This is a genomic window from Bacillus sp. ISL-34 (assembly GCF_018613325.1).
Taxonomy (GTDB): Bacteria; Bacillota; Bacilli; order Bacillales; family DSM-1321; genus Peribacillus.
In genome coordinates this window covers 1-11,919 of the sequence record NZ_JAGGQJ010000050.1, presented here as the reverse complement: position 1 = coordinate 11,919, position 11,919 = coordinate 1, and the positions used below count along the sequence as shown (strand labels likewise).

Sequence of the window (11,919 nt, the reverse complement as noted above, 5' to 3'; positions counted from 1 at the left end):
TAAAATAAGATTGCTTATTTTTTTAAGCTTACGGTTTTTAAGTAAGATAACTTAAAGACAGCTACTTTTTTAGTAATCACAGAAAAATAGTACCGGCAGAGTAAATCAATAACAAACACATAATTAATCGAAATGACTTGTCATGTTTAGCGAAAAAATCTTTGAACAGCGAGCCGAATCCTGACCACAGAAGCAATGCCATCCATCCCAGAAAAATAGTCAAAGCTAAATAGATGGCTACAAATTTAAGCGACTCGTTAAACGGTAAAATAAACGCACTCAACACGGTTAGATAGAACAAAATGCTTTTGACATTGATAATTTGAAGAATGAAACCTGATAAAAAAGAAGACTGCACATCTCTGGATTCCTTTTTTGAACCTTTGGGCATACCAATCTGCCAAGCTAAGTAAAGAAGATATGCGGCACCGGCTATTTTAAAATATGGCTCTACGATAGGAATCCAATTGTAGAGGCTTGTTGTAAATACTCCGCTCATGATCCCTAATACTGCAAATCCTGCCAAGATGCCGCTAGTGAACCTCCATGAACCAAAAAAGCCGAACCTCCTTGCTTCATTCATCAATAAGATGTTACTTGGACCAGGCGTAATCGATGTAATCATCACATACGAAAGAAACGCTATTATACTCATAATCTCACCTTCATTTACTATTTCCTAACGAACAGTCTTTATTGTAAGATGACTATAACTATAAATAAAATTGAAATTCAAAAATTCATTATCATTTTTTTCGATACATCATCCAACTTAAGGAGAACGATATGGAAATTAGACACCTTAAAACGTTTCAGACTATCGTGGAAATAGGAAGTTATACAAGGGCCGCTTCGAAGTTGGGTTATACTCAATCGACGATTACTTCACATATTCAGGCGCTCGAACATGAGATTGGCGGGGAAATTTTCACTTATGCAAATAGAAATTTGCAGCTTACTACTCTAGGCAGGGACTTAATCCCATTAGCGGAAGATTTACTTTCCACTCACGAACAGATCAAGAACCTGCGTTGCACCAATGAAGTTAAAGGTGTTTTAAAAGTGGCTGCACCAGAGTCTTTAACAATCTCCAGGTTGGGTCCAATCATAAGGGATTTTTCCTTGAAATATCCAAATGTAAAAATCATATTGACCAACGGTCCATGTGGCCAAAACCAAACCGACTTAATAAGTGGGCGGGTTGATGTCGCTTTAATGGTCTATCCGGAAATAAACCCGGAAAAGTGCATTCATTATTCATTGATTGAGGAGAGAATCGTTCTTGTGAGCAGTCCTGATGGTCCTGATCATTTAGATGAGTATAAAAATATCGGGACCAACACCAACCAATTTTTCATCACAAATGAAGAAGGCTGCAGTTATCGGACCATGTTTGAAAGATATCTACTAAAGCATGAAATGGATAACTTTCAAACCATGGAGTTATGGAGTATAGAAGCAATTAAACAGATTGTCATGAGCGGACTCGGTTTTTCTGTTTTGCCTTATATTACAGTAAAGGAAGAAGTTGAGAGCGGCAAGCTTAAAATCCTTAGTCATTCTGAAAATCTCGATCCCATTTATTCCTATATGCTGATAAAAGAGAAAAAATGGCAGTCTCCAGCCGTGGAGGCTTTTGTTGAAGTTGTATTAAACTCGTTTAGTAACACTGAGAAAATGAGTGTATCAATTAAATAAAATCATGGTCATATATGCCAGTCAGAGAAGTGCCTAAGGAATCCAAGTGAATAAACACTCCCCCTTTAAATAGACAGTAAAAAAGAGAACTTTATGTTCTTGATAGTCTATTTGAAGGGGGTTTTTTGGACAAAAAAAGGCAAACCTTCTCTTCAATATTTCGAATCATTAAAATTAATACCTTTTAGGTATCGTTTTCATGCATATTAACAATTAGATGTTATGGGTGAATGAGCATAATATTAAAGTGAAATAAAAAAACAAGTGAGGTAATTTAATGGATTGGCATCAAATCAATTATTTTCAAAAGGTTGCGAGTGTCCAACATATTACTCGTGCAGCAGAACAATTATCCATTTCCCAGCCTGCGCTTAGTCGGTCCATTTCAAAGCTTGAAGACGAATTAGGTGTACAGCTTTTTGATAGAAAAGGCAGGAATATATATTTGAATCGATATGGAAAGATGTTCTTAAACCGTGTGGAGCAATCAATTAAACAAATTGAAATTGGAAAACAGGAAATATGGGATGAAATCCATCCAGATCATGGCACGATTTCCTTGTCCTTTTTGCCCTCTCTTGGGATACATGTGGTTCCTGACATAATAAGTTCATTTCAAAAAATGCATCCGAATATCAAGTTTCAATTAACTCAAGCCTCGAATCGGCAAATTATAGAGCAATTAAAATCAAGAAAGGTCGATCTGGCTCTTACCTCACTGCTACATGAGGATAAAGAGGTGAACTGTCAGGCACTCTTAACCGAAGAGTTATTTTTGGCAGTATCCTTCGATCATCACTTAGCATCTTGGAATGCTATTGACTTAAATATGGTTAAAGATGAACCATTCATCTCTTTTAAAAATGATAATGTACTTCAGACCATTATTGATGATTTATGCAAAAAAGCCGGCTTTTCGCCGGATGTTGTGTTTGAAGGCGATGATATTGGGACGGTATCCGGGTTAGTCGGTGCAAAATTAGGCGTTTCTTTAATACCTGAATTACATGTTTTGGACAGAAGCAAAGTGAAGCTTATACGTGTCAATAATCCAGTCTGCAAAAGGGAAATCGGAATGGCCTGGTTACAGGAATCCTACCTGTCGCCTGTTGCCAAGAGATTCATTCAGTATATAAACCGCTTTTTCAAAAACACTTAAAGGGGCAGGCTTAAAAAATGACTTACATGAAGCGCGGAACAAAAGAATTCAAAAAGGTAAACCTTGCTTTATTTGCAGGTGGATTCTGTACCTTTGCCATCCTTTGGGGAACACAGCCCCTCCTTCCTGAAATCGCAAAGGAATTTCAAATATCACCGGCGGTTTCAAGTTTGAGTCAAACCTCCACAACGATTGCATTGGCTATTAGCCTATTGATCGCTGGCACATTATCAGAAATTTATGGGCGGAAGCGAGTTATGACCATATCTTTGGTAGCATCATCCTTGCTTGCCGTATTAACAGGGCTTATGCCGAATCTCGATTTACTGATTACTTGCAGAGTATTACTGGGCATAACGTTGGCAGGGCTTCCAGCGGTGGCAATGGCATATTTAGGTGAAGAAATCGACCCTAAAAGTTTAGGAATGGCCATCGGTTTATATATAAGCGGAAATTCATTTGGAGGAATGGCAGGGCGGATTATTAGTGGGATATTGACTGATTATTTTGGTTGGCGCACCGCATTAACCGGGATTGGAATCGTTAGTTTGGCTGCGACCTTTATTTTTTGGTCACTCCTCCCTCAATCAGCCAATTTTAAAGTGCAAACCTTTAAATTAAAACAATTTGGGATTGGCCTGTTTAGCCATTTTAAAACACCCGGTCTCATCCATCTTTTTCTGATTGGTTTTTTATTGTCGGCTGGCTTTGTTTCTTTATATAACTACATTGGGTTTCAGCTCATTAACCCACCCTATTCACTTAGTCAAACCTTGGTCGGATTTATCTTCATCGTATATATTGTCGGTACATTCAGTTCTACGTGGATGGGAATGTTTGCAGATCAATATGGTAAAATCAGGATGTTACTGTTATCCATCATTATTTTAATATTTGGGGTATGCATCACATTGAACCTCAATCTATGGATAAAAATGTTCGGAATAGCAATCTTTACTTTCGGTTTTTTCGCCAGCCATTCTATAGCCAGCAGCTGGGTTGGCAGATTGGCCGCTCAAAATAAAGCTCAAGCAGCCTCATTATATTTATTTTCCTATTATTTTGGGGGAAGTATTGTAGGAACGGCAAGTGGTACATTTTATAGTAATTTTGGGTGGATTGGCATTGTCATCATGATTGCTGTTCTTTCTACAATATCCCTCTTGATTTCAATTCGTTTAGGAATGATTTCTTCACGAACAATAAAGTTGTTTAATATACAATAAATATTGTACAAATGCTTATGTAAAACCCCAAAAAGGAGATTTGACGTCCTGCTTTTTTGGGGTTTTTTTATATTCATAAAAATATTCAATTGACTTTTTGAAAAAAATAAAATAAAATTCTAAGTACTTCATTCAAACTACTCTAACTTGAGTACTTTGAGTGTAGTAATATATTGAAATTAAATCAAAAGGATGGATTCAACATATGAAATTTACTGCATTCTTAAAAACAAGAGGTGCAACTGCGGCAATCTTTATGGGGATTTTCTATGCAGTTGCCATGCTAGGCATCTTCTTGCCTGGGTATACAGCCATTCCTGGAAATGTCGATAAATTACCGATCGCCATCATCAATGATGATGCTGGGGAAATTGGTGCGAAGATTGCCGAACAGTTACAAGAAAATTTACCCTTTAAAGAAATCGAGACGGATATAACCAATAAACAAGCCTTAAAAGATTTAGAGAAAAATGACTTAGCATTAGTCGTATACATCCCGAAAACCTTCTCTGAGAATATGCAAAAAGGTGAATCTTCTTCAAGCATTGACTTTACAATCAATGAGGCAGGGGCAACAGCCGTTTCTTCTACCATGAATTCTGTCGTAACCGAAATTAACAATCAGTTAAGCACACAATTTTCACAACAAACGGCTCAAGGCGTATTGATGAACTTTAATGTACCAGAAAAGCAAGCCGCTGAATTAGCGAAAAAGATAGAGAACTCCTATGCAGGAAATGTAGTTACAATTAACGAAATACCAGATGGCATGAATCATAATATGCTGCCTATGTTCTTGACAATGGCCGGTTATGTTGGGGCGATGATCGGAGCGATGCAAATAGTAGGTGCATTTAGAGCAAGCCGGGGAAAAGCAAGTAAAACACGGTTATTCATGTATGTGCAATTAACAGCATTATTAATTGCAGTTATATCATCACTCATCGCTGTAGGTGTAGCGTATTTAATTGACAAGCCAAGCGGTGACCTATTCTTCGGTATAGTTGGTCAACAAATACTAAACTATATGGTATGTTTTAATTTCACTGCAATTTTAATCTTCTTATTGGGTGAAGGCGGCATGATTTTAAACTTACCGATTTTATTAATGCAAACAATAGCAAACGGTTCCACTATCTCACGTGATATGATGCATTTACCATATGAATGGATGAGCCACATTTCCCCGATGTATTACTCGGTGCAAGCGTACTTTGCAAACCTATATGGCAGCATCAGTCCAAGTCCGTATCTTTGGTCAATGGCTGCGGTTGGTGCCGTTGCGATGGTAATTAATATGGCTATTGTCGCGTTTCTTCAAAAACCATTGCCAGGACAGGTTTCTGAAACAGAAGTTGAAAAGAAAGCGGCTGAAATCACGGCTTAAGTTTTGCTACAATAAGGATATAATACTTCTTAAGGGAGCGTAGAAAATGTCCATCCAAATTTTTATATTGAGCAAGCTGATGGAGGATAAAAACTATCCTTATAAATTAAAAAAGCAGCTTTCAGAACCCATTCCATTGGATCGCCTAGGCGGGTTAACTGAAAGTAAACTGTACTACCATTTTGAATCATTGGTAAAACAAGGTTTAGTCGAGCCAGTTGAAGTGATAAAGGAAGAACATCGGCCTGATAAACAAGTATTTGCGATTACGGCTAAGGGTCGTGAGGAACTACCCAAAAAAATCTATAAATTATTTGAAAATGCAGATGAAATTAAGGAAATGATTGTTGGTCTAGCCAACATCAAGTATGTAGATCGAGATAAAGTAGTAGATATATTAGAAAAAAAAGTAAAGTCCATCAAGGCTTTTTGGGAGCAGCTTGGGAATTTCGAGCCAGAACCTAAAGACAACGAGAATATTCGTGAATTTTTGGATGGCTATTTTTCGACCAGAACAGATCACACAATATATTGGTTTGAGGAGTTAATTAAAAGGATCAATTCAAAGGAATTGTAAGTTTACTTTTTGGAAGGAGTTTCAAGCTTCAGATTAAAAGCAAGATTTACGTGTAGATGGCGGTACTACAAAGAATGCAGCGAAATTATCCCAATCGAATAACCAAAATTAACATGTTATTTGTAGAGCTATGTGAAAACTTATATTCACATAACTTTTATTTTTATATTTCAAATAAAAAAACTTGCTCGGAATGAGCAAGTAACCAGGTTGTAGATAAAAGGATTTCTATAAATTTTAAAACAAAGTTGATTGGAACGTTAGGTACGAGACTCCTGCGGGAGAAACGTGTCCAAGGGAGAACCCGCAGGCGTATTGGCGCCGAGGAGGCTCCCGGACCGCCCGCGGAAAGCGAGTGCCTGGAGTGGAAATCAACGACATTTATTGAAACAAACCCTTAAAAACTGTAGACAATCTTGCTCGGAATGAGCAAGTAACCTATATCTATTTGATAGTTTTTAACGTTTATTTATCATCCACTTAGTCCATACCAAAAATTTTCCCATATATTCTGTATTCTTGGTTCCATATTCTCTATTCCGTAATAAGAAAATTCCATGAATATTCCATCAATCAAACAGAAATAGGACATGATTAAGTTCTCTATTTTCCCTTGGCGTATTTCTTTTTTGTCAATTCCTTCGACAAAGATAGCATGTAAGATGGCGGAAAATGATTCTTCAGATCTAAGGAATTTATCATTTAATATGTGCTTCAAATGCTCCGGCGGAAAAATCATTGCCCTCTTTAAAAAAGTTGCTTTATCTTCATGGTTTTTATAATAGTTACAAGTATCGAGAAGGATATGCTTTAACTTTTCTTCAGAAGAGAGTGTATTTATTTCTTCGACAAATTGTTCGACCTGGTGTATATGCTCTTCCAGAATTTCTTCAAACAGAGTCAAGAAAAGGTCATCCTTATTTTTGAAATGGTTATAGATTGAAGGTTTTTGTATACCTACCCTCTTGGCAATTTCCGATAAAGCAGTTCCCTCATATCCGTACTTAGTAAAAAGTGTTAAGGAAATGTTTTTAATTTCATTTTTTGTCATAATGAGCCCCCAAACTATCTAACGTTAGTTAATATCATTATAAACTCATTTCCCTTTTTAAACTAAAGATTTGATACATTAGAACATCTAAAATATAGGAGAATCAGAATACGCTCGATAAAGAAGTTTCTTCGCTTTTATACACAACTTCCCCATCGTTTATTGTAAGTTCCACTTTAGTTTTGAGCACTTCATTTACTGGAATATCGAAAAGATTTCTGTCTAAAACCACAAGATCAGCAAGTTTTCCCTCTTCTATTATACCTAGCTCGTCCTCTCTAAAACATCCATAGGCTGAGCCGGATGTATATGCTTGCAAGGCCTCTGCCAAAGTGAGCTTTTGTTCAGGATGCCATGTGTTTTTTGAATCTCCGCTGCTATCAACTCTTGTAATTGCAGTATATATTTGTCGCATAGGATTTAATGAGATGGAAACCGGAAAATCTGTTCCTAATGCTAAAGATGCACCTGAATTTAAAAGCGACTTCGTCAGGAAAACATTTTTTTCCCTTTCAGGACCTATAATTGAAGAATATACCTCTCTTGATGAAGCAGCCATGTGGTCAGGCTGCATCGAGGCAATGACCCCTAGTTTTGAAAAACGTTCAATGTCATCCGAATCGATTACTTCAATATGCTCGATTGTATGCCTTGAGTCTCTTTTTCCATTTATACGTACTGCTTCTTCAAAAGCGTCTAAAGCTAAACGAATTGCTCCATCTCCAATAGCGTGAAACCGGATTCTAAATCCAAGTTCATCCGCTTTAACAACTCGATCAATCAATAGTTCTGGATCTAGAGCTGGATGACCGCAGATATCCACTTGATCGGCGTAAGGTTTCAGGAAGTAAGCGGTATGACCTGTGACTGTTCCATCAACAAATTGCTTTAATCCTGAAAATTGAAGTTTCTTTGATTCATATTTATTTCTCAGCATTTGGGCTTTATCCAAATTGCCATCTAATTCAGGAGTGATATGAAATCTAGTCGTTAATTCTCCCTGCTTATCCAATCTTTCAAAAAGTTCATAGTCTTGAATGAAGTCATCTATTGGAGCAAACAAATCGTTTACAGAAGTTATTCCAAATTGGGATAACAATCGTAAAAACTTTCTTAAAATCGTTTCTTTTTTATTTTGTGTTAACCGTAATGCCTCTTTTAAGACTATTTGCTGGGCTTCTTCATATAAAATTCCAGTAAGTAAACCATCTTTATCTCTTTCATAACGGCCAAAATCCGGATCACATATATCCTCAGTAACTCCCGCTAAATCCATGGCTTTACTGTTCACCCATGTATAATGACCTTCAGCATGAAAAAGAACAACAGGAAGATCTGGAATAACAGCGTCGAGTATTTTATAATGGGGCTCTTGTTTATCATGCCAATAACCTGCGTCCCATTGCATACCTATAATCCATTCTTCCTCAGAACAATCTTTAGAAAATTCCAGTACTTTTGCAGCTACTTCTTGAGCTGACCTGGCTTCAAATAAATTAACACTATTTAAACTTAGTGCACTAAACATGATGTGGAGATGAAAATCATGAAACCCAGGCATGATTAATTGATTTCCATAGTTAAATACTTTTGTCTCACTTCCTATAAAAGGTTCGATCTCCGCTTTTGATCCTACACTCATGATTTTGTTACCTAAGATAGCAATTGCACCAGACATCGGCTCATGTGTAAGCCCTGTAAAAATAGCATCACTGGAAAGAACAATATCTGCTTTTTTAATAGCCATAGGAGTTACCTCTTTTCATATAAAATAATAAAACCGTTATGATCGTTGCACTAACTTTACATCGAATTCTTCTCTTTGCTCTTCAAAATTCAGTTCAGGTGGATGTTCCTTAAACATTTTTGTTAAGTACAATAAGTAAATGAACCCTACAACCATCCAAGTAATTCCTAATACTAATGAATGGATATCTAACTTTGTCATAAACAATATAGTTATACCGGTGCCTATTGATGGAAGAAGTAAATTTAAAACGATACCCTTAGGCGACCTCTGCTTCTGTCTCACAAAATAATGAATAAGCACAGAAAGATTAACGAATGCAAAAGCAAACAGGGCTCCAAAGTTAATGAAAGAAGTAGCTGTTGCGATATCCAAAAATACAGCACTCATAGCAACACAAGCAATGATCAAGATATTGAATATGGGCGTTTGGAATTTTGGAGAAACATATCCGAAAATCCTCTTAGGCAGAACATTATCTCTCCCCATTGCATATAAAATCCTGGCTCCACTTCCTCCTGAAGCAATAGCAGAAGCAGTAGCAGATGTCACTACCACCAAAATAAACAAACTATTCAGTAAATTACCTCCAGTATAAATCATGATATCCACTATCGCTGTATCAGGGTTTTTAAAAGCATTAAAATTCGGGAAAATGGATTGTGTAAAATAGGTAGATGCAACAAATAGTAACCCTCCAATCAATGTCGTAGCATAAATAGCTTTAGGAAGTGTCTTTTTTGGATTTTTGGTTTCTTCAGCTAGTGTAGTAACCGCATCAAACCCTAGAAAACTAAAACATAATAGAGGTACAATCGAGAGCAGATTATTAAAATTTACTTCAGGACTAAAAAAAGGATCCTTGGAAAACAACTCTCCGGTACCCTTTCCTGCTAAAAGTCCATTTATACAAAGCAGGCTGAAGATAATAATAAAAAGAATTTGAAATATCACCAAAAAGGTATTCACATTCGCAGCAACTTTAATCCCAAAAATATTAATGGTAGTCACACCTATAATAAAAGAAATAATAACTACGATGATAGGAATGCCAGGGAAGTAAGCATTCACCATAATCCCAAAAAGTAAAGCACTGATCATAGGACTGAAAAGATAATCCAATAAAATGACCCATCCTACCAGAAAACCAAGGTGTGAATTGATTCCCTTCTGCACAAAGGTATAAGCTGAACCGGTAGTGGGATAAACTTGAACCATTCTTGCGTAACTATATGAAGTAAATAGCATGACAATTAAAGCAATTATGTATGCTGTCGGAATCATTCCATGGGTACGATCAATGGCGATACCATATGTGCTAAAGACTGTCACAGGCGCCATAAAGGAAAGTCCAAATACAATAACATATCTTGTATTTAGTGAACGCTTAAGCTCGGGTAATCCTTTCATCGCAAAGAGCTACCTCCTTTATTAAATGTAATGACTGCTTTTAATTAAAGTGATTATTTATTATCTTCTTTCGTACTTAATGCTGCAAGACTGGCAAATTCATGTACAAGTGTTGCTGCTAAAAGTGAAGTGATTTGACTTGGATCATATGGTGGCAGCACTTCAACCACATCGTATCCTATAAAGTTAAAGTCAGTCAGGGAACGTATCATTTTTAATGTTTCATAGCTGCTAAAACCACCTGCTTCAGGCGTACCTGTTCCTGGAGCAAAAGAAGGATCAACGAAATCTATATCGAACGTCAAGAAACAAGGTGTGTTACCAATAGTTTTTCTAATCTCTTTCAAAACATCTTCAAATCCACGATTGGAAAGGTCACCAGTTGTAATCAAACGATAACCTAAATCAAGGCTTGCCTCTAAATCTCCAGAGTGGTTTAGCGTACCTCGGATTCCTACTTGAAATACTTTATCTGCCTGCAGCAAACCCTCTTCATGTGCACGAATAAATGGAGATCCATGCCAATATTTTTCCTCATAATATGTATCCCAAGTATCTGTATGGGAATCAAAATGAATCATGGCTACAGGGCCATATACCTTTGCCGCAGCGCGTAAACTAGCTAAAGTGACAGAATGATCTCCCCCTAATCCAATAGGTATGACTCCTTTGGACATCAATTCATACATGGATTCCTTCATTAGATCATAACTTCGATGAATATTATGAGGAATAACAGGGATATCACCAATATCAATGGCATTCATTTGTTCAAAAGGATATACCTTATGAATAGGATGATAAGGAAACAGGGTCATGGATGCTTGGCGAATGGCTTGAGGAGCAAACCTGGCTCCCACCCGAAAAGAAGCTGCTGTATCAAAAGGCATGCCCACAATGGCCAGCTTTGCATCATGCTTTTGAGAAGGTAAACGCATAAAAGTTCCTGTTGTACAAAACTCTGGCTTTACATCTGGTGTAAGTGGATATTTCATAAGTATCATCTCCTGGTTTTAAATAAAAATCATTTCATACGAATTTTGCAAACACAGTGTAATCGCTTACAACTGATAATTCAGTAGATTACTTTTTATTTCTAACACCTACTTTTTGCACTTTTATTAACTAACGGTAGTTAGTATTAAACCAAATATAAACATAGTTGTAAAAAAAGTCAAACTATTTTTTATTATCTAATAAATCCACCTTTTGATCAAACCTTCCCCTTTAGCTCATGGAAAAAAGAGCTGCCAAAGCAGCTCCCAGACAGTAGACAAACTCGAAGAAAGCATTTGCCAACAGCCTTTTTCTTTAAAAAACGTTCCAGTTGATTTCAGAAATCCGCTCCCTTTCCGCCGACTGTCTGCCAAGCCTCCTCGACGCAAGCGCCTGCGGTGTCTCGGCTAGACAGGTATTCGGCAGGAGTGTCGCAAATTTCTTCAATCCAATGAGAGTTTCATCCATATAAAAAAGTAAAAAAACATGAAGGATAACCAAGTCTTATTGGTTCGGGATGAGACAATTCCGTACCCCCTTTTGTCTACAAACTCAGAGATGTAAAAGCAGCTCCCTAATTGAAATAAAGCACCATTAGTAGGAAAGCATACCTTATTAAAGAATTGCACCCTTTCTAATAGCATGTATTCTATAAGGAAAAGTGAACC

General features: G+C 36.9%; 10 protein-coding genes. 5 read left to right on the top strand and 5 right to left on the bottom strand.

Annotation, left to right across the window (positions count from 1 at the left end; genetic code table 11):
- Positions 1-76: 76 nt before the first annotated feature.
- On the bottom strand, positions 77-655 hold the full coding sequence (locus tag J7E52_RS26145) for a LysE family translocator (RefSeq protein WP_214751403.1): 579 nt from the start codon (positions 653-655) through the stop codon (positions 77-79).
- Between the two features lie 131 nt (positions 656-786).
- On the opposite strand from J7E52_RS26145, the gene J7E52_RS26140 reads away from it, so the two are divergent.
- From J7E52_RS26140 to J7E52_RS26120, 5 genes are all read left to right on the top strand, one after another.
- The gene (locus tag J7E52_RS26140; protein WP_214751400.1) at positions 787-1,698 is read left to right on the top strand and encodes a LysR family transcriptional regulator; all 912 of its coding nucleotides are present in this window, start codon (positions 787-789) and stop codon (positions 1,696-1,698) included.
- Between the two features lie 277 nt (positions 1,699-1,975).
- Positions 1,976-2,857, top strand: coding sequence for a LysR family transcriptional regulator (locus tag J7E52_RS26135; RefSeq protein ID WP_214751398.1), 882 nt, complete (start codon positions 1,976-1,978; stop codon positions 2,855-2,857).
- 17 nt (positions 2,858-2,874) lie between these two features.
- Positions 2,875-4,083, top strand: a complete 1,209-nt coding sequence (locus J7E52_RS26130) for an MFS transporter (protein WP_214751397.1) — start codon at positions 2,875-2,877, stop codon at positions 4,081-4,083.
- 205 nt (positions 4,084-4,288) lie between these two features.
- Positions 4,289-5,470 (top strand): YhgE/Pip domain-containing protein, encoded by a 1,182-nt coding sequence (locus J7E52_RS26125; protein WP_214751395.1) that lies wholly within the window; start codon positions 4,289-4,291, stop codon positions 5,468-5,470.
- A 46-nt stretch (positions 5,471-5,516) separates the two neighbouring features.
- Positions 5,517-6,047: a PadR family transcriptional regulator gene (locus tag J7E52_RS26120; protein ID WP_214751393.1), complete on the top strand. Its 531-nt coding sequence runs from the start codon at positions 5,517-5,519 to the stop codon at positions 6,045-6,047.
- A gap of 472 nt (positions 6,048-6,519) precedes the next feature.
- Here J7E52_RS26120 and J7E52_RS26115 read toward each other — a convergent pair whose 3' ends face one another.
- From J7E52_RS26115 to speB, 4 genes are all read right to left on the bottom strand, one after another.
- Positions 6,520-7,098, bottom strand: a complete 579-nt coding sequence (locus J7E52_RS26115; protein ID WP_214751391.1) for a TetR/AcrR family transcriptional regulator — start codon at positions 7,096-7,098, stop codon at positions 6,520-6,522.
- A 103-nt stretch (positions 7,099-7,201) separates the two neighbouring features.
- Positions 7,202-8,845 carry an amidohydrolase gene (locus J7E52_RS26110; protein WP_214751389.1) on the bottom strand — a complete coding sequence of 548 codons (1,644 nt, stop codon included), beginning with the start codon at positions 8,843-8,845 and terminating at the stop codon, positions 7,202-7,204.
- A 36-nt stretch (positions 8,846-8,881) separates the two neighbouring features.
- Positions 8,882-10,255: an APC family permease gene (locus J7E52_RS26105; RefSeq protein ID WP_214751387.1), complete on the bottom strand. Its 1,374-nt coding sequence runs from the start codon at positions 10,253-10,255 to the stop codon at positions 8,882-8,884.
- 53 nt (positions 10,256-10,308) lie between these two features.
- The gene (gene speB, locus J7E52_RS26100; RefSeq protein WP_214751385.1) at positions 10,309-11,250 is read right to left on the bottom strand and encodes an agmatinase; all 942 of its coding nucleotides are present in this window, start codon (positions 11,248-11,250) and stop codon (positions 10,309-10,311) included.
- Positions 11,251-11,919: the final 669 nt, after the last annotated feature.

Coding starts and splice junctions, on each gene's coding strand:
- J7E52_RS26145 (WP_214751403.1), bottom strand. CDS start 655: ATGAGTATAATAGCGTTTCTTTCGTATGTGATGATTACATCGATTACG.
- J7E52_RS26140 (WP_214751400.1), top strand. CDS start 787: ATGGAAATTAGACACCTTAAAACGTTTCAGACTATCGTGGAAATAGGA.
- J7E52_RS26135 (WP_214751398.1), top strand. CDS start 1,976: ATGGATTGGCATCAAATCAATTATTTTCAAAAGGTTGCGAGTGTCCAA.
- J7E52_RS26130 (WP_214751397.1), top strand. CDS start 2,875: ATGACTTACATGAAGCGCGGAACAAAAGAATTCAAAAAGGTAAACCTT.
- J7E52_RS26125 (WP_214751395.1), top strand. CDS start 4,289: ATGAAATTTACTGCATTCTTAAAAACAAGAGGTGCAACTGCGGCAATC.
- J7E52_RS26120 (WP_214751393.1), top strand. CDS start 5,517: ATGTCCATCCAAATTTTTATATTGAGCAAGCTGATGGAGGATAAAAAC.
- J7E52_RS26115 (WP_214751391.1), bottom strand. CDS start 7,098: ATGACAAAAAATGAAATTAAAAACATTTCCTTAACACTTTTTACTAAG.
- J7E52_RS26110 (WP_214751389.1), bottom strand. CDS start 8,845: ATGGCTATTAAAAAAGCAGATATTGTTCTTTCCAGTGATGCTATTTTT.
- J7E52_RS26105 (WP_214751387.1), bottom strand. CDS start 10,255: ATGAAAGGATTACCCGAGCTTAAGCGTTCACTAAATACAAGATATGTT.
- speB (WP_214751385.1), bottom strand. CDS start 11,250: ATGAAATATCCACTTACACCAGATGTAAAGCCAGAGTTTTGTACAACA.